14 protein-coding genes are annotated in these 17,998 nt (G+C 67.3%); 8 read left to right on the top strand and 6 right to left on the bottom strand.

What is annotated here, in order from left to right; all coding sequences use genetic code 11:
• Window positions 1–18 precede the first annotated feature (18 nt).
• Window positions 19–1,200: an acyl-CoA dehydrogenase gene (locus HMPREF1224_RS25210; protein WP_003084682.1), complete on the bottom strand. Its 1,182-nt coding sequence runs from the start codon at window positions 1,198–1,200 to the stop codon at window positions 19–21.
• 220 nt (window positions 1,201–1,420) lie between these two features.
• On the opposite strand from HMPREF1224_RS25210, the gene HMPREF1224_RS25205 reads away from it, so the two are divergent.
• Window positions 1,421–2,329 (top strand): LysR family transcriptional regulator, encoded by a 909-nt coding sequence (locus tag HMPREF1224_RS25205; RefSeq protein ID WP_003109731.1) that lies wholly within the window; start codon window positions 1,421–1,423, stop codon window positions 2,327–2,329.
• Between the two features lie 152 nt (window positions 2,330–2,481).
• On the top strand, window positions 2,482–2,886 hold the full coding sequence (locus HMPREF1224_RS25200) for an acyl-CoA thioesterase (protein WP_003084686.1): 405 nt from the start codon (window positions 2,482–2,484) through the stop codon (window positions 2,884–2,886).
• Between the two features lie 42 nt (window positions 2,887–2,928).
• Here the strand turns inward: HMPREF1224_RS25200 and HMPREF1224_RS25195 are convergent, their stop codons facing one another.
• A complete protein-coding gene (locus tag HMPREF1224_RS25195; RefSeq protein WP_010793535.1) occupies window positions 2,929–4,551 on the bottom strand; it encodes an inorganic phosphate transporter in 1,623 nt (540 codons plus the stop codon).
• Window positions 4,552–4,930: 379 nt separating this feature from the next.
• On the opposite strand from HMPREF1224_RS25195, the gene HMPREF1224_RS25190 reads away from it, so the two are divergent.
• From HMPREF1224_RS25190 to HMPREF1224_RS25180, 3 genes are all read left to right on the top strand, one after another.
• Window positions 4,931–6,262, top strand: coding sequence for an NfeD family protein (locus tag HMPREF1224_RS25190; RefSeq protein WP_010793534.1), 1,332 nt, complete (start codon window positions 4,931–4,933; stop codon window positions 6,260–6,262).
• A complete protein-coding gene (locus HMPREF1224_RS25185; RefSeq protein WP_003084693.1) occupies window positions 6,259–7,053 on the top strand; it encodes a slipin family protein in 795 nt (264 codons plus the stop codon). Before HMPREF1224_RS25190 ends, HMPREF1224_RS25185 begins: the two co-directional genes overlap by 4 nt.
• 107 nt (window positions 7,054–7,160) lie before the next feature.
• Window positions 7,161–7,892, top strand: a complete 732-nt coding sequence (locus HMPREF1224_RS25180; RefSeq protein ID WP_009315073.1) for a substrate-binding periplasmic protein — start codon at window positions 7,161–7,163, stop codon at window positions 7,890–7,892.
• On the opposite strand, the gene yccS is transcribed toward HMPREF1224_RS25180, so the two are convergent.
• Together yccS and dbpA are read right to left on the bottom strand one after the other, a co-directional pair.
• Window positions 7,889–10,090 (bottom strand): YccS family putative transporter, encoded by a 2,202-nt coding sequence (gene yccS / locus HMPREF1224_RS25175; RefSeq protein ID WP_010793533.1) that lies wholly within the window; start codon window positions 10,088–10,090, stop codon window positions 7,889–7,891. The genes HMPREF1224_RS25180 and yccS overlap by 4 nt on opposite strands.
• Before the next feature lie 260 nt (window positions 10,091–10,350).
• Window positions 10,351–11,727, bottom strand: a complete 1,377-nt coding sequence (gene dbpA, locus HMPREF1224_RS25170) for an ATP-dependent RNA helicase DbpA (protein ID WP_003084703.1) — start codon at window positions 11,725–11,727, stop codon at window positions 10,351–10,353.
• A 347-nt stretch (window positions 11,728–12,074) separates the two neighbouring features.
• On the opposite strand from dbpA, the gene HMPREF1224_RS25165 reads away from it, so the two are divergent.
• Entirely contained in the window at window positions 12,075–12,284 is a 210-nt protein-coding gene (locus tag HMPREF1224_RS25165; protein WP_003084710.1) for a cold-shock protein, read from the top strand.
• 150 nt (window positions 12,285–12,434) lie between these two features.
• The gene (locus tag HMPREF1224_RS25160; RefSeq protein ID WP_003099931.1) at window positions 12,435–12,959 is read left to right on the top strand and encodes a retropepsin-like aspartic peptidase RloA3; all 525 of its coding nucleotides are present in this window, start codon (window positions 12,435–12,437) and stop codon (window positions 12,957–12,959) included.
• Here the strand turns inward: HMPREF1224_RS25160 and HMPREF1224_RS25155 are convergent.
• Window positions 12,953–13,327, bottom strand: a complete 375-nt coding sequence (locus HMPREF1224_RS25155) for a YkvA family protein (RefSeq protein WP_003099935.1) — start codon at window positions 13,325–13,327, stop codon at window positions 12,953–12,955. The genes HMPREF1224_RS25160 and HMPREF1224_RS25155 overlap by 7 nt on opposite strands.
• A 1-nt stretch (window position 13,328) precedes the next feature.
• The gene (mdtD, locus tag HMPREF1224_RS25150) at window positions 13,329–14,762 is read right to left on the bottom strand and encodes a multidrug transporter subunit MdtD (RefSeq protein ID WP_003084717.1); all 1,434 of its coding nucleotides are present in this window, start codon (window positions 14,760–14,762) and stop codon (window positions 13,329–13,331) included.
• 374 nt (window positions 14,763–15,136) lie between these two features.
• Here mdtD and clpG point away from each other — a divergent pair, with 374 nt between their 5' ends.
• Window positions 15,137–17,935 carry an AAA family protein disaggregase ClpG gene (gene clpG / locus HMPREF1224_RS25145; protein ID WP_010793532.1) on the top strand — a complete coding sequence of 933 codons (2,799 nt, stop codon included), beginning with the start codon at window positions 15,137–15,139 and terminating at the stop codon, window positions 17,933–17,935.
• Window positions 17,936–17,998 lie beyond the last annotated feature (63 nt).

Genomic DNA, 17,998 nt, shown 5'->3' with positions numbered 1-17,998 from the left:
GGGGTGTTGCTCGGTGGCTCAGAAGAATGCCTGGATGCCGGTCTGCGCGCGGCCGAGGATCAGCGCGTGGACATCGTGGGTGCCCTCGTAGGTGTTCACCACTTCCAGGTTGACCAGGTGGCGGGCGATGCCGAATTCGTCGGAGATGCCGTTGCCGCCCAGCATGTCGCGGGCCAGGCGGGCGATGTCGAGGGCCTTGCCGCAGCTGTTGCGCTTCATGATCGAGGTGATTTCCACCGCCGCGGTGCCTTCGTCCTTCATCCGCCCCAGGCGCAGGCAGCCTTGCAGGGCCAGGGTGATCTCGGTCTGCATGTCGGCCAGCTTCTTCTGGATCAGTTGGTTGGCGGCCAGCGGGCGGCCGAACTGCTGGCGGTCGAGCACGTACTGGCGGGCGGTGTGCCAGCAGAATTCGGCGGCGCCCAGGGCGCCCCAGGAGATCCCGTAGCGCGCCGAGTTCAGGCAGGTGAACGGACCGCGCAGGCCGCGCACTTCGGGGAAGGCGTTCTCTTCCGGAACGAACACGTTGTCCATCACGATCTCGCCGGTGATCGAGGCACGCAGGCCGACCTTGCCATGGATCGCCGGGGCGCTCAGACCTTCCCAGCCCTTCTCGAGGACGAAGCCGCGGATCTGCCCTTCGTCATCCTTGGCCCAGACCACGAAGACGTCGGCGATCGGGCTGTTGGTGATCCACATCTTGCTGCCGCTCAGGCGATAGCCGCCGTCGACCTTCTTCGCCCGGGTGACCATCGAGCCCGGGTCGGAACCGTGGTTCGGCTCGGTCAGGCCGAAGCAGCCGATGTATTCGCCGCTGGCCAGCTTGGGCAGGTACTTCTGCCGGGTGGCTTCGTTGCCGAATTCATGGATCGGCACCATCACCAGCGAGGACTGCACGCTCATCATCGAGCGATAGCCGGAGTCGACGCGCTCGACTTCGCGAGCGATCAGGCCATAGCAGACGTAGTTGAGGCCGCTGCCGCCGTAGGCTTCGGGAATGGTCGCGCCGAGCAGGCCGGTCTCGCCCATCTCGCGGAAGATCTTCGGGTCGGTCTGTTCGTGGCGGAAGGCTTCGAGCACGCGCGGGGCCAGCTTGTCCTGGGCGAACTGCTGGGCGCTGTCGCGAACCATGCGCTCTTCTTCGGTGAGCTGCTGGTCCAGCAGCAGGGGATCTTCCCAGTTGAAGCTAGCTTTGGTGGCCATGCGTACATCCTCGTCAAGCGGTAGCGGAGGCTGGCGTGGGCCAGCCGGAATGGAAGCATCCTAAGAGCCTAGCGAATGGGGCGGCAAACGAGGAATTCGCACGCACTTGTGCTATTTTCTCACTCCGAGAAAATGAGTCTCGTATTTCATGCCCTTGAAGAGGCGCGAGGAATCGTGACCTGGGCGTCATAGATGCGAAACCGGCACTCCGGAGTCCTCCATGCGACGCAAGATCCCTTCCACCGCCGCGCTGGTCAGCTTCGAATCCGCCGCGCGCCACGAGAGCTTCACCAAGGCGGCGGAGGAGTTGTCCCTGACCCAGAGCGCGATCTGCCGGCAGATCGCCACGCTCGAGGAGTTCCTCGGTGTCGAGCTGTTCCGTCGCTCGCGGCGCGGGGTCAAGCTCACCGAGGCCGGGCTGTCCTATAGCCGGCGGGTGGCGGTACGCCTCGACGCGGTGGAGCGCGACACCCTGGCGGTGATGGGGCACCAGGGCGGCGGCGCGATCGAACTGGCGGTGGTGCCGACCTTCGGCACCCAATGGCTGTTGCCGCGGCTCAAGCGTTTCCAGCGGCTGCACCCGGAGGTCACGGTCAACCTGACCAACCGCACCCGCCCGTTCCTCTTCGCCGACACCGAGTTCGACGCCGCGCTGTACTTCGGCGACGCCGACTGGTCGGGTACCGTCTCGCATTTCCTGATGCGCGAGAATCCGGTGCCGGTGTGCAGCCCGGAGCTGCTGGGCGGGCGTCGAACGCTGAGCGCCGAGCAGGTCGCCGGGCTGCCGCTGATGCAGCAGAGCACCCGGCCCTACGCTTGGCGCCAGTGGTTTCACTCCCAGGGACTGAACGTCGCCCACGACATGAGCGGGCCGCGCTACGAGCTGTTCTCCATGCTTGCCCAGGCGGCCATGCACGGCATGGGCGTGGCCCTCATACCGCCCTTCCTGATCCAGGACGAGCTGGCCGACGGAAGGCTTATCGTGCCCATGCAACATGCCTATTTGAGCGAGAATGCGTATTACCTGATCATTCCCGAGCGCAGGGTCGAATCGGCGATGCTCAATGCCTTCCGCGACTGGCTGGTGGAAGAGGCCAGGCAGTACCGCGAGGCCAACGGGCTGGGCTGAACGCGCAGGAACATCGGGTGGCGCAGGCAGGACGCGCCGCCCCCGGGACCGGGCCGATCCGCCGGGTCCCGCGGAGCCGCGGCGGCGATACCGCCGGGCATCCTTCACGACGGCCAGGATGGCGGCCGTGGGGCACCACACCAGGAGTTCACATGAATTTCCACACCCGCAAGTGGGTCAAGCCAGAAGATCTCAACCCCAACGGCACCCTGTTCGGCGGCAGCCTGCTGCGCTGGATCGACGAAGAAGCGGCGATCTACGCGATCATCCAGCTGGGCAACCAGCGCGTGGTCACCAAGTACATTTCCGAGATCAACTTCGTCAGCTCGGCGCGCCAGGGCGACATCATCGAGCTGGGCATCACCGCCACCGACTTCGGTCGTACCTCGCTGACCATGACCTGCCACGTGCGCAACAAGATCACCCGCAAGAGCATCCTCACCATCGACAAGATGGTCTTCGTCAACCTCGGCCCGGACGGCCTGCCGGCGCCCCACGGCAAGACCGAGATCACCTACATCAAGGACCAGTTCAAGGAAGACGAAGTCCTGCCCTGATCGGCGCGACGAGCGGCCGGCACCCGTGCCGGCCGCCGTGTTTCAGAACAGCCGGGTGAGCAGCCAGTAGAGCGAGGCCGAGAGCAGGATCGCCGCCGGCAGCGTCAGCACCCAGGCCATCAGCAGGTTGCGGATGGTCTTCCACTGTAGTCCCGAACCGTTCGCCGCCATGGTCCCGGCCACCCCGGAAGACAGCACATGGGTGGTGGATACCGGCAAGCCATACAGGTCCGCCGCGCCAATGGTCAGCATCGCCACGGTTTCCGCCGAGGCGCCCTGGGCGTAGGTCAGGTGGGTCTTGCCGATCTTCTCGCCGACCGTCACCACGATGCGTTTCCAGCCGACCATGGTGCCCAGGCCGAGGGCGATGGCCACGGCGATCTTCACCCATAGCGGGATGAACTTGGTGGCGTCGTCGATCTTCCGCTTGAACGCCTGCAACTTGCCGCGGGTGTCGGCGTCGAAGCGGCCGACGCCGTCCTTGTCCATCAGGCGGATCGCCTCGGAGGTCAGGTACATGTCGTTGCGCACGTTGCCCATGGCTTGCGCCGGTACCCGCGAGAACGCGCCATAGCCTTTCACTTCCTGGCCGATCGAGCCGGTCAGGGCGGCCAGCGCCGGGATCAGCTCAGGCGATGCCTGCTTGCTGCGCACGTAGTCGGAGAGTACCTGGCGCGGATCGGCCGGCGCCGGTTGCGGCGCGCTCTTCACCAGCGCTTGCCGGGTGACCTCGGCGACGGCGGCGAACTGCACTGCCTGGTCCGCCGGCATGGTGCGGTTCAGGGCGTAGGCCATCGGCAGGGTGCCGACCAGGATCAGCATGATCAGGCCCATGCCTTTCTGTCCGTCGTTGGAGCCGTGGGCGAAGGACACCCCGGTACAGGTCAGGATCAGCAGGCCGCGGATCCACCAGGGCGGCGGCGCCTTGCCCTTCGGCGCCTTGTACAGCGCGCGGTTCTTCACCAGCAGGCGCAGCGCCAGGAGCAGCAGGGCGGCGCAGGCGAAGCCGATCAGCGGCGAGAGCAGCAGGGAATAGCCGACCTTGGTCGCCTGGCCCCAGTCCACCCCGCTGGTGCCGTCGCGCCCGTGCATCAGCGCGTTGGCCACGCCGACGCCGATGATCGAGCCGATCAGGGTGTGCGAGGACGACGCCGGCAGGCCCAGCCACCAGGTCCCGAGGTTCCACAGGATGGCGGCGATCAGCAGGGCGAAGACCATGGCGAAGCCGGCCGAGGAACCGACCTGCAGGATCAGTTCCACCGGCAGCAGGGCGATGATGCCGAAGGCCACCGCGCCGCTGGAGAGCAATACGCCGAGAAAGTTGAAGCAACCCGACCAGACCACCGCGAAGTGCGGCGGCAGCGAGTGGGTGTAGATCACCGTGGCCACCGCGTTGGCAGTGTCGTGGAAGCCGTTGACGAACTCGAAGCCGAGGGCGATCAGCAGGGCCACGCCGAGCAGCAGGAAGGGCGTCCAGGTGGTGATCGCGGAACCGACGTCATCGACGTCCTGCATCAGGCTGTAGGCGCTGAACAGCAGTCCGGTGGCGAGCACGGCGAAGAATACGAAGGCGGTGAGGCGGCCGGGACGCTGCTCGAGATGGGGCTTGTGCGCGTTGCCGGCGGCACTGGCGACGGCGACGGCGGGAAGGACATCGGAGGTCATGGTGCGGGTCCGCGCTGGGGATGACCGGCACATGATGGGCAGGCGATTGTGACAAGTTATGTCTTTCGCATACCGGCTTCGTCTGGCGAAGAAAGGACAAGGGCCGCGGGAGGCCGCCGGAAGCCGGATGGGGTCGGGCGCCAGGCGGCCTGCCCGCTGCGGCCGCGAAGATTAATGAATTCCTGTGGCGAGTGCCATCATTTCGTCGCTAAAAAGTTGGCATGTTGAGGGATTTGCCGATCCGGACACGCGCGGGGAAGGCGAGAGCCACTGGACTAGACTGAGAAGTGCGCGGCGGGGCCGGTCGCTTGCCGGCCCGGTGCGCGGGACGAGCGCCTTCGTCCCGGGGTGGCCCGGCCGGGCGGTCGGGGAGGTCGATATGCGGATGCTGTGCCGGCTCGCGCTGGCGCTGTTGCTGTGCTTCGCCGGCCCGGCCTGTCTCGCGGCCTCCGGACCGGTACGGGTGCTCTCGGTGGATGGTGCGATCGGCCCGGCCAGCGCCGATTACCTGGTGCGCGGCATCGAGCGTGCCGCCGAGGACGGCGCGCAACTGGTGGTGCTGGAACTGGACACGCCCGGCGGCCTGGACGCATCGATGCGGCGCATCGTCAAGGCGATCCTCGCCAGCCAGGTGCCGGTCGCCGGTTTCGTCGCGCCCAGCGGGGCGCGGGCGGCGAGCGCCGGCACCTACATCCTGTATGCCTGCCATATCGCGGCGATGGCGCCGGGGACCAACCTCGGCGCCGCCACCCCGGTTCGCCTGGGGACGCCGGACAAGCCCGCAGAGAAGCCCCCGGCGCGGGACGCCGAACCCATGGCGCGCAAGCAGGTCAACGACGCCGCCGCCTATATCCGTGGCCTCGCGCAGTTGCGCGGGCGCAACGTCGAATGGGCCGAGCGCGCGGTGCGCGAGGCGGTCAGCATGGCGGCGCACGAGGCGGCGGCGCAGAAGGTGATCGACCTGCAGGCCCGCGACCTGCCCGACCTGCTGCGCCAGCTCGACGGCCGCAGCCTGCGCGTCGGCGAGCGCGCGCTTACCCTGGCTACCGCCGGCGCCACGGTCGAGCGCCAGGCACCGGACTGGCGCGCGCGGTTGCTGGCGGTGCTCACCGATCCCAGCGTGGCGCTGATCCTGATGATGATCGGCATCTACGGGCTGATCTTCGAACTGGCCAATCCCGGCATGGCGTTGCCCGGCGTGCTCGGCGGCATCTGCCTGCTGCTTGGCCTGTACGCCCTGCAGATGCTGCCGGTCAACTACGCCGGGCTGGCGCTGATCGCGCTGGGCCTGGCGTTCATGGTGGGCGAGGCGTTCGTCGCCAGCTTCGGCGTGCTCGGCATCGGCGGAATCGTCTCGTTCGTGGTCGGCGCGCTGATCCTGATCGATACCGAGGTGCCCGGCTACGGCATTCCGCCCGGCCTGGTGGTGGCCTTGGCGTTGCTCAGCGCCGCGCTGATCGTCGGTCTGCTGGGCATGGCCCTGCGTACTCGCCGGCAAGCGGTGGTAAGTGGCACCGCCGGATTGGTCGGCAGCCTGGCGACGGTGGCGGCGGTGGATTCCGAACAACCCTGCGCAGGCTGGGTGCAGCTCCAGGGCGAGCGCTGGCGGGTGCTCGCCGCACGGCCGCTGGCGGTGGGCCAGCCGGTCTGGGTGCTGGCGCGCAAGGGCCTGCTCCTGGAAGTCGCGCTGGCCGATGAAGGAGGTGGATGATGGGTATTTCCTATGGTTTGGCGATGTTGCTGGTGTTCCTCGCGCTGCTGCTGTTCAGCGCGCTGCGCATCCTCCGCGAGTACGAGCGCGGCGTGGTGTTCCAGCTCGGGCGGTTCTGGAAGGTCAAGGGGCCGGGGCTGGTGCTGGTGATCCCGGCGATCCAGCAGATGGTGCGCATCGACCTGCGCACCATCGTCCTCGACGTGCCGCCGCAGGATGTGATTTCCCGCGACAACGTTTCGGTGAAGGTCAACGCGGTGGTGTACTTCCGCGTGCTCGATCCGCAGAAGGCGATCATCCAGGTGGAGAACTACCTGGCCGCCACCAGCCAGTTGGCCCAGACCACCCTGCGCGCGGTGCTGGGCAAGCACGAACTGGACGAGATGCTCGCCGAGCGCGAGCGCCTGAACCTGGATATCCAGCAGGTGCTCGATGCGCAGACCGACGCCTGGGGCATCAAGGTGGCGAATGTGGAAATCAAGCACGTCGATCTCAACGAATCGATGGTCCGCGCCATCGCCCGGCAGGCCGAGGCGGAGCGTGAGCGCAGGGCCAAGGTGATCCATGCCGAGGGCGAGCTGCAAGCCTCGGAGAAACTCATGCAGGCGGCGCAGATGCTCGGCCGGCAGAGTGGCGCCATGCAGTTGCGCTACATGCAGACCCTCGGCGCGATCGCCGGCGACAAGAGTTCGACCATCGTCTTCCCGATGCCGATCGAACTCTTCGGCGGCAAGTACGCAGGTGCCGCGCCGCGAAACGAAAAGGCCGCCGGAGAGGACGAGGAGAGGTGAAAGCGCGCGGTTTGTGATGGAAATATCATCGAGCCGCGACACGGGGACATGCGTGCCCGGGGTCGGGATGGCTATGCTGTGGCGATCCACTCCCGGGACGCTCCTTCATGCTGCGATGCGCACTCCTGCTGCTGACATTGCTCCTCCCTTGCGCGCTGCCTGCCGCCAACCTGCGCCTGGTCGGCGACTCCTGGCCGCCTTTCGTCGATTCGCGCCTGCCTGGCAACGGCCTGGCGGTGGAACTGGTGACCACCGCGCTCAAGCGCGCCGGCTTCGACTCGAGCTTCCAGCAGGTACCCTGGTCGCGTGCCCTGCACGGCGTGCGCAGCGGTGACTACGACATCGCCCTGAGCGCCTGGTACGAGCCCGCCCGCAGCCTCTACGGGCAGTTTTCCCGCGCCTACCTGAGCAACCGCATTCGCCTGCTGCAACGCAAGGGGCGGGGTATCGAGTTTTCCCGCCTGAGCGACCTGCGTCCCTACCGCATCGCGGTCGTGCGCGACTATGCCTACGCGCCCGAATTCGACCGTGACAGCCGTCTGCAGAAGGTCAACGTAACCAGCTTCGCCAACGCCGCGCGGATGCTCGAGGCGGGGCGGGTCGACCTGGCGGTGGAGGACGAGCTGGCGCTGGGGGTCGCCTTCAAGGGCGAGCTGGCCGATTTGCGCGACAAGCTGGAGGTACTGCCCACCCCGCTTGGCGAGAACGGCCTGCACCTGCTGGTGAGCCTGAGGAATCCCCGGCATGACGAGATCGTCGACGGCTTCGACCTGGCCATCCGCGGCATGCGCGACGACGGCAGCTACCAGCGTCTGCTGGAGCGCTACGGCGCGCGCTAGGGCTGGCCTGGCAGCGGCTGCGCGCCGGCCAGTTCCTTCTTCAGCAAGTGCGCGGCCAGGGTGCGCAGCGGGGCGAGCTGGCGACAGATGTGCGCCAGTTGGGTCTGTACCAGGCGATGGCTGTCGTCCATGTCCTCGGGCATCTGCTCCAGTTCCTTGGCCAGCGCTTCCTCCTCTTCGCTGTAGATGGCGACCGGGCGTTTCTGTTCCAGGCTCGCGGCGATTTCCTCGAGGCTGGCGGAGAGCCGCTCGGCGGCGCGCTCCAGGAGGCCGTCGCTGGCGTCCTCGGGCAGGCTTTCGCGGTGCGCGCCGAGACCGGATAGATAGCTGAGCAGGGTGTGCGAGAGGACCAGGAAGCGGAAGCCGATCTCGGCGTCCTTCCTGAAGTGGCCGGGCTCCAGGAGCATGTTCGACAGGGTGGTCGACAGCGCTGCGTCGGCGTTGTGCGCGTTGCGCCGGGCGGTGCGGTAGTCGAGGTCGTCGCGCTTGCCGGTGGCGTACTGCTGCATGATCTGCCGCAGGTAACGGCTGTTGCAGGCGAGGGTGTTGGCGAGCATGCGGTTGAGCCGGCGGCCCTGCCAGTCGGGCAGCACCAGGAACACCGCGAGGCCGGCGATCAGGCTGCCCAGCAAGGTATCGAACAGGCGGGGCAGGATCAGCCCGTAGCCATCGCCGACCTGGTTGAAGCAGAACAGCACCAGCAGGGTGATCGCCGCCGTCGCCAGGGTATAGCGACTGCTGCGGGTGGCGAAGAAGGCGACCCCGGCGGCGACCGCGAACAGCGACTGCACCAGCGGGCTGGGGAACAGGTCGATCAGCGCCCAGCCGACCACCAGGCCGACCACCGTACCGAGGATCCGCTGCACCAGGCGCAGGCGGGTCGCGCCATAGTTGGGCTGGCAGACGAACACCGTGGTGAGCAGTATCCAGTAGCCCTGGGTCGGATGGATCCAGTGCAGCACGCCGTAGCCGGCGGTCAGCGCCAGGGCCATGCGCAGGCCGTGGCGGAACAGCAGCGAGGTCGGGGTGAGCTGCTGGCGCAGGCGCTCGAAGGCGTCCTTCAGGCTGCGCGGCGAGCGGTCGAGCAGGGCGCTGTCCTGTTCGTCGGCGATGGCGTCCGGGTTGCTCGCCCCGGCCAGCTTGCGGTCCAGCGTGGTGAGGTTGGCGGCCAGGGCGCCGAGCGAGCGCAGCAGGCCCTTCCAGGCCGGGTTGCTCTGCTGGCGCAGGTGTTCGAGCGAGGCCTGGAGATCTTCCAGGGCCAGCTCGCGGTCGGCGTAGTCGAACGGCTGGCGCAGGCGGATAGCCCGCGCCAGGGCCTGGCAGGCCTTGCCCTGCTGGTTGAGCAGGCGCTGGCAGCGGAACAGCACGTCGCTGTGGAAGAACGCCTCTGCCAGCCGGTTGTACGGGTAGTGCGAGGAACTGGCGCGCTCGTGGACGTCCTGGGCGATGAAATAGAGCTTCAGGTAGCGGCTCACCTTGGGGCCCGGCCGGCCATGGCCGAGGCGGTTGAGAATGGTCTCCTTGGCCTGGTTCAGCGCCACCACCACCTTGCCGTTCTGCCGTGCCAGGGCGAGGCGCTGGCCCTCCACGTCGAGCTGGCGCAACGGTTCGAACAGGCTCGACTTGATCCTCAGGTATTCGCCCAGCTCGAAATACAGGCGGGAAAGACTCTGCTGCACCGGCTGGTTGGAGAACAGCGCGTTCCACAGCACCGAGAGCAGCCCGTACCAGGCCGCCCCGGCCACCAGCAGCAGCGGTTCGTGCCAGACATCGGCGACCTCACCGCCGCGCTGGTCCACACCGATCATGGTGTAGATCGAGAGGATCAGGGTCGCCGAGGCGATCGCCGCATAGCGCTCGCCGAGGGCGCCGAGGAAGATCATGCCGAACGCCGACAGCGCCATCCCGGAAACGAACAGCCAGGGATAGGGGAACAGCAACTCGACGGCGAAGGCGGCGACGCTGAAGCACAGCAGGGTCACCAGCAGCGCTTGCAGGCGGCCGAGCCAGTTGTCGTCGGTCTCCGCCAGGGCGCTGGCGATGATCCCGAGGAACAGCGGGATCAGCAGCTCGATGCGGTCCTGCCACCAGCACAGCAGCAGGGCGCCGGCCAGGGCGATGAACACCCGCAGGCTGTAGGCGAACTTGTCGAGGGCCCAGAGGCGGCGGAGCGTGTGTGTCAGCGAAGAGGGCGGCATGGGGCGGAGTGCTATCCGATGGTCCGTGGTTCAGCCTATGTGGCCTGTCCGGCTAATTCAATCGGCCGATTTCGCGCGACTGGAAGTCCGCTGCCCGCCGCAGTCGCAGGAAACGCTGCCGTGGGCAACTCGGTCGAGCCGGGCATCTGGCGGATGCAGGCTTCGTGCCTGCGAACGCTAAGACGTCGTCGCCGCGCCGGAAGTTACCCGGCGGCGATATCGCGCGCCGGAGCGGGCCCGGCGAGCGAAGCGGCGGCGCGCTACAGCAGGCGGACCTTGAACGAGCGCCCCTTGATCTTGCCTTCGCTCAGGCGCTTGAGGGCCTGGTGGGCGAGGCCGCGCTCGATGGCGACGAAGGCCTGGAAGTCGAAGATGGCGATCTTGCCCACCGCGCTGCCGGGCAGCCCGGCGTCGCCGGTGAGGGCACCGAGCAGGTCGCCGGGGCGCACCTTGTCCTTGCGTCCGCCGGCGATGCACAGGGTGCTCATCGGCGGCAGCAATGGCTCCGGGCTGGCCTTCAACTGGCCGAGGGCGTACCAGGCCAGCGGCTGCTTCTGCAGGTCCTCGATGGCCTGCGCGCGGCTGGCCTCGGCCGGCGCCACCAGCGACAGGGCCAGGCCTTTCTCGCCGGCGCGACCGCTGCGTCCGATGCGATGGATGTGGACCTCCGGGTCGCGTGCCAGCTCGACGTTGATCACCGTTTCCAGGGCGGCGATGTCCAGCCCGCGGGCGGCCACGTCGGTGGCCACCAGTACGTTGCAACTGCGGTTGGCGAACACCGTCAGGACCTGGTCGCGCTCGCGCTGCTCCAGGTCGCCGTGCAGGGCCAGGGCGGAAATCCGCTGCGCCTTCAGTGCGTCGGCCAGCTCCTGGCACTGCTGGCGGGTCTGGCAGAAGGCCACGCAGGACTGCGGCCGGAAATGCTGGAGCAGGCGTACCACGGCGTCCATGCGCTGCTTCGGGTCGATCTCGAAGAAGCGCTGCTCGATCTGGCTGTCGGCGTGCAGCGACTCGACCTTCACCTGTCGCGGATCGCGCATGAAGGTCTTCGCCAGCTTCTCGATGCCGTCCGGGTAGGTGGCGGAGAACAGCAGGGTCTGCCGGCGCTCGGGGAGCTGGCCGATGATCTCGGCGATGCTGTCGTAGAAGCCCATGTCGAGCATCCGGTCGGCTTCGTCGAGGACCAGGGTATTGAGCCCGTCGAGGACCAGGGTGCCCTTGCGCAGGTGCTCCTGGATGCGCCCCGGGGTGCCGACCACCACGTGCGCGCCGTGCTCCAGCGAAGCCACCTGCGGGCCGTAGGGGACGCCGCCGCAGAGGGTCAGGACCTTGATGTTGTCGGCGGCGCGGGCCAGCCGGCGGATCTCCTTGGCGACCTGGTCGGCCAGTTCGCGGGTCGGGCACAGCACCAGCGCCTGGCAGCCGAAGTAGCGCGGGTTCAGCGGGCTGAGCAGGGCGAGGCCGAAGGCCGCGGTCTTGCCGCTGCCGGTCTTGGCCTGGGCGATCAGGTCGTGACCCTGGAGGATCAGCGGCAGGCTCTGCGCCTGGATCGGCGTCATCTCCCGGTAACCGAGGGAGTCGAGATTGGCCAGGAGGTCCGCGGAAAGCGGCAGCGAGGAGAAAGCGGTGGAGGTCACGGGGCAGGGCTCGGCAGGCGATACGAGCGGCTAGTCTAGCAGCCTGCGGCGGCTTGCCGCGTGCGATCGCCGCCGGAGCAGCAGCGACAGGCAATGTATCTTTGGCCAGTACCGTTCGTCCGAAAAACGAAAAAAGCGCGTTTCTGTATTTTTATACAGGTTCGCTTTCCTCAGTTTTTTGTCGTAGAGTGCTGACACTGTGTTTGCATGGGTCGCCGTCGATCGTGACCTGATGCGGTCGGAAATTCCAGCCCGTCCTGCTCGACTCCTTGTAACTCCTTGCAACTCAGTTACCGGCTACGATTTCGTGGCTAAATCAATACCCATAGTTCCAAGGAGAACTTGCAATGTCCCGTCAGAACGGCACCGTTAAGTGGTTCAACGAAACCAAAGGCTACGGCTTCATTACCCCGGAAAGCGGCCCGGACGTTTTCGTTCACTTCCGTGCCATCGAAGGTAACGGCTTCAAGACCCTGGCCGAAGGCCAGAAGGTCAGCTTCGAAGTCGTACAAGGCCAGAAAGGCATGCAGGCCGAGCGCGTTCAGGTGATCAACTAAGATCCCTGGGCCCCAGCCCGAAGAACCCGGATGGAAGCATCCGGGTTTTTTATTGCCCGGAGAAAACCGTCACACTGTCTTCGCCTGCCGTTCACCCTGTCTTGACGAGTTCCCGCCCAGAGTGGCCCGGTCCCGTTCGGAGTCGTTTCGATGAAGCCTGTGCAATCCCGTCGTCTGGCCTTCGCCGCGCTGTTGTCGCTGTCGTTCTCTTCCGCGTCCTGCCATGCCGCCACCGAGCACTGGGGCTGGATCGAGCAGTCCTGGCTGATGCCCGAGCGCATGCAGGCCAAGGCCAAGCTGGATACCGGCGCGCTGACCTCGTCGCTGGACGCGAGGAATATCCATCGCTACAGGAAGGACGGCGAGCGCTGGGTGCGCTTCGATGTCGTGCTGCCCACCGCCGACAGCAAGGCGCCGGTCAGCGTGACCTTCGAGCGCAAGGTGCTGCGGCTGATCAAGGTACGCGGCGCCGGCGGCAGCGACAGCCGTCCGGTGGTGGCGATGGACATCTGCCTGGGCGCCAAGCTGCTGCGCGAGCAGTTCTCCCTGCGCGACCGCGGCAACATGAACTATCCGGTGCTGCTCGGTCGCCGCACGCTCGAACACCTCGGCGCGGTCGACGTGTCCCGAACCTTTACCCGCAAACCTACCTGCAGCGCGCTCGCCGCTCAGTAGAAGAACCAGCGCAGCAGTCCAGCGCCCAGCGCCACCCAGAACAGCACGATCAGCGCAGCCATCCACAGGTTGCGCGGGTGCGTCTCGACCTCGCGAGCCCGCGCGCGGCACTCGGCGAGCAGCGTGGGTGGGGTGAGGCGGATCGCCAGCCAGATCCCCAGCGGCACCAGCAACAGGTCGTCGAGGTAGCCGAGCAGCGGTATGAAGTCCGGGATCAGGTCGATCGGACTCAGCGCATAGGCCACCACCAGCAGAGCCACCAGTCGGGCCAGCCAGGGCATGTGCGGATGGCGGCTGCACAGCCAGAGGGCGATGACCTCGGTCTTCAGCTCGCGAGCCCAGCGCTTGAGCGTAGCGATCCAGGCCATCCTAGAGGTCCGGGTCCTTTTCCGGATCGACCCGGCGCGGGCTGGTGCGACCGTCCTCGCTGCCGAGCTGGAAGAAGATCGCCGCGGCCAGCATCGACATCAGGCCGACGCTGACATAGGTGGCGTGGAAGGCGCCGAGTACGGTGTCCTGCCCCGTATCCAGGTCGGTCTGGAAACCGCCCAGCAACGCCGCCGCGCAAGCCACGCCGAGGCTGATCGACAACTGCACGACCACCGACATCAGGCTGTTGCCGCTGCTGGCGTTGCTGTCCTGCAGGTCGATCAGGGTGAGGGTGTTCATCGCCGTGAATTGCAGGGAGTTCACCGCGCCGAGCAGGCTCAGGTGCAGCAGCAGCCAGACGTAGGGGGTGTCCTGGTCGACCAGGCCGAAGCCGGCGATCAGGCAGCCGAGGATCAGGGTGTTGCCGACCAGCAGCTTGCGATAGCCGAAGAAGTCCAGCAGTGGCTTGGCCATCGGCTTGGCGACCATCGCGAACAGCGCCAGCGGGATCATGGTCATGCCCGCGGTGGAGGGCGGGTAGCCCAGTCCCACCTGCAGCAACAGCGGGGTGAGGAAGGGCAGGGCGCCGCTGCCCAGGCGGGCGAACAGGTTGCCGAGGATGCCGACGGCGAAGGTCCGCGCCTTGAACAGGCTCGGTGGGAACAGCGGCTTGTCGATGCGTAGCGCGCGCAGCCAGTAGGCGGTGAGCAGGACCAGTCCGCCGATCAGCAGCAGGACCACGCGCAGGTGCGACAGGTGCAGCTCGCCGAGTCCTTCCAGGGCGATGGAGATCAGCACCATGGAGCCGCCGAAGAGCAGGAAGCCGATGCTGTCGAAACGGCTCGGCACCGGGCTGCGCAGGTCCGGCATCAGCTTCATCGCCACCAGGCAGCCGAGCAGGCCGACCGGCAGGTTGATCAGGAAGATCCAGTGCCAGGAGGCGTACTCCACCAGCCAGCCGCCCAGCGTCGGTCCCGCCAGCGGGCCGAGCAGGCCGGGAATGGTGACGAAGCTGAGCACCCGCACCAGGTCCTGGCGCGGGTAGACGCGCAGGATCACCAGCCGTCCCACCGGCATCATCAGCGCGCCGCCGACGCCCTGTACGATGCGCGCGCCGACCAGCAGTTCGAGGCTCGGCGACAGCGCGCAAAGCAACGAGCCGAGGCTGAACAGCAATACCGCGCCGAGGAATACCCGGCGTGTGCCGAAACGGTCGGCGATCCACCCCGAGGCCGGTATCAGCAGGGCCACCGTGAGCAGGTAGGCGATCACCACCGCCTGCATGCGCAGCGGGTTTTCGTTCAGCGAACTGGCCATGCTCGGTAGTGCGGTGTTGAGGATGGTGCCGTCGAGGGCTTGCATGAAGAAGGCGACGGCGACCAGCCAGGGCAGTTGGCGGGCGATGCGGGGGGTGAGCTGGAACGGCTCGCTCATGGACGGGCTCCCTCGGGCGGACAGGGCCCAAGCATAGAGAAGTTCTCGCCGCGATGGGACGGCCGACGACCGGATCGGGGCGAACAGCGGGCATTGCGGCGGAAGTCGCGGGCCAGAGCGGTCGCCTTTCATTGTCCTGGGTCAAGCCGAAGCGCTGGCGCTCGCCGGCTGCTGTGCTAGTACTCAAGAGTCACCCCGTCAGTGGCTGCGGATGCGACGCCGGCGCTTCGTCATTGCACGGACATGTCCCGCGTTGCATGCTCGACGGCGCGTGCTTCACCGCCTTGTCGCGATGTTCTCCACGCAGCGCTCGGCGACCCCGGTCGCCGCTGCCGTCGCCGAAGCCCACCTTCCGTGGAAACAGGAGTCCTCCCATGGCCCAGGAACTTTGCGCTATCTGCCACGAACGTCCCGCCGTCGCCCGCGTCAGCCTGGTACAGAACGGCCAGCGCCGCGAACTCGCCCTCTGCGAACTGCACTACCGCCAGTTGATGCGCCAGCAGCGCATGCGCTCGCCGCTGGAGTCGCTGTTCGGCGGCGGCAGCCCGTTCGACGAGATCTTCTCCGGCTTCGGCGAGCAGAGCCCGGTCACCCCGGTGCGCGCCCGCGAGCCGGAGGCGGTGGACATCGCCGAATACTTCAGCAAGCAGACCACCGAGTACCTGCAACGCGCCGCGCAGGTCGCTGCCGAATTCGGCAAGCGCGAAGTGGACACCGAGCACCTGCTCTACGCCCTGGCCGACGCCGACGTGGTGCAGGCGGTGCTCAAGCAGTTCGGCCTGTCGCCGGCCGACCTCAAGCAGTACATCGAGGCCAACGCCGTGCGCGGCGCCAGCAAGGGCGAGGCGAGCGAGGACATGACCATCTCGCCGCGGGTGAAGAGCGCCTTGCAGCATGCCTTCGCCCTGTCCCGCGAACTCGGCCACAGCTATGTCGGCCCCGAGCACCTGTTGCTCGGCCTGGCGGCGGTGCCGGACAGCTTCGCCGGGACGCTCCTGAAGAAGTACGGCCTGACCGAGCAGGCGCTACGGCAGAAAGCGGTCAAGGTGGTCGGCAAGGGCGCCGAGGATGGCCGCGTGGACGGCCCGAGCAACACTCCGCAACTGGACAAGTTCAGCCGCGACCTGACCCGGCTGGCCCGCGAAGGCAAGCTCGATCCGGTGATCGGCCGCTCGAAGGAAGTCGAGACCACCATCGAGGTGCTCGCCCGGCGCAAGAAGAACAACCCGGTGCTGATCGGCGAGCCCGGCGTCGGCAAGACCGCCATCGTCGAAGGCCTGGCCCAGCGCATGGTCCAGGGCGAGGTGCCGGAGGTGCTGCGCGACAAGCGCCTGGTCGAACTGAACATCAACGCCATGGTCGCCGGCGCCAAGTACCGCGGCGAGTTCGAGGAACGCCTCAAGCAGGTGATGGACGAACTGCAGGCGGCGCAGAGCGAGATCATCCTGTTCATCGACGAGGTGCACACCATCGTCGGTGCCGGCCAGGGCGGCGGCGAAGGCGGGCTGGACGTGGCCAACGTGCTGAAGCCGGCGATGGCGCGCGGCGAGATGAACCTGATCGGCGCCACCACCCTCAACGAGTACCAGAAGTACATCGAGAAGGACGCCGCGCTGGAGCGGCGCTTCCAGCCGGTGTTCATCCCCGAGCCGACGGTGGAGCAGACCATCTCCATCCTCCGTGGCCTGCGCGACAAGCTCGAAGGCCACCACAAGGTGACCATCCGCGACGAGGCCTTCGTCGCCGCCGCCGAGCTGTCCGACCGCTACATCGGCAACCGCTTCCTGCCGGACAAGGCCATCGACCTGATCGACCAGGCCGCCGCCCGCGTGCGCATCGCCAGCACCTCGCGGCCGGCCGAGATCCAGGAACTGGAGGCCGAGCTGGCGCAGCTCAAGCGCGAGCAGGACTACGCCGCCAGCCGCAAGTGGTACGACGAGGCGAAGGTCTTCGAGAAACGCATCCAGGAACGCAAGGAACACCTCGAGCAGATCACCGAGCGCTGGCAGCAGACCCAGGGGTCGAAGACCGAGGAGGTGCGGGTCGAGGACATCGCCGAGATCATCTCCAGGCTCACCGGCATCCCGGTCACCGAACTGACCGCCGAGGAGCGCGAGAAGCTCCTGCAGATGGAAGAGCGCCTGCACCAGCGGGTGATCGGCCAGCAGGAAGCGATCACCGCGGTCAGCGACGCCGTGCGCCTGGCCCGCGCCGGGCTGCGCCAGGGCAGCCGGCCGATCGCCACCTTCCTGTTCCTCGGCCCGACCGGGGTGGGCAAGACCGAGCTGGCCAAGGCCCTGGCCGAGGTGGTGTTCGGCGACGAAGACGCGATGATCCGCATCGACATGAGCGAATACATGGAGCGCCACGCGGTGTCCCGGCTGATCGGTGCGCCGCCGGGCTACGTCGGCTACGACGAGGGCGGCCAGCTCACCGAGCGGGTGCGCCGGCGGCCGTACAGCGTGATCCTGCTCGATGAGATCGAGAAGGCCCACGCCGACGTCAACAACATCCTCCTGCAGGTGTTCGACGACGGCCGCCTGACCGACGGCAAGGGGCGCGTGGTGGACTTCACCAATACCATCATCATCGCCACCAGCAACCTAGGCTCCGAGCTGATCATGAAGAACGCCCAGGCCGGCGAGTTCGCCCAGCCGCCGGAGAAGCTCAAGCGCGAACTGATGACTACCCTGCGCGGACATTTCCGCCCGGAATTCCTCAACCGCCTCGACGAGGTGATCGTCTTCGAGTCGCTGAGCAAGGCGCAGATCGAGGACATCGTGCGCCTGCAACTGGAGCGGGTGAAGCGCGCCGCGCACGCTCAGGACATCTACCTGCACATCGACGACAGCCTGGTCGGCCACCTCGCCGAAGAGGCCTACCAGCCGGAGTTCGGCGCCCGCGAACTGAAGCGGCAGATCCGCCAGCAACTGGAGACGCGCCTGGCCACGGCGATGCTCAAGGGCGAGGTGAAAGAGGGCGAGACGGTCACCTTCTTCTACGATGCCAAGGACGGCGTCGGCTACCGCAAGGGCACCGCGCCGAAGCCGGCGGCACGCAAGAAGTCCGGCGCCGGCGAGACGCCCAGGGGCCGCGCGACGGCGGCGAGGAAGCCGGCGGCGAAGAAAGGCGCCGCCGCCAAGGGCAAGGCCGACAAGCCGAAGGCCAAGTGACCCGACCAAGGTTGGGGAACAAGGCACCGGCCGGCCGGTCGAAATCTCACCCCGGCCTGCGAA

The sequence above is a fragment of the Pseudomonas sp. P179 genome (assembly GCF_000478485.2).
In the GTDB taxonomy this organism is placed as follows: Bacteria; Pseudomonadota; Gammaproteobacteria; order Pseudomonadales; family Pseudomonadaceae; genus Pseudomonas; species Pseudomonas aeruginosa.
This window is presented reverse-complemented; position numbering and strand designations above follow the sequence as displayed.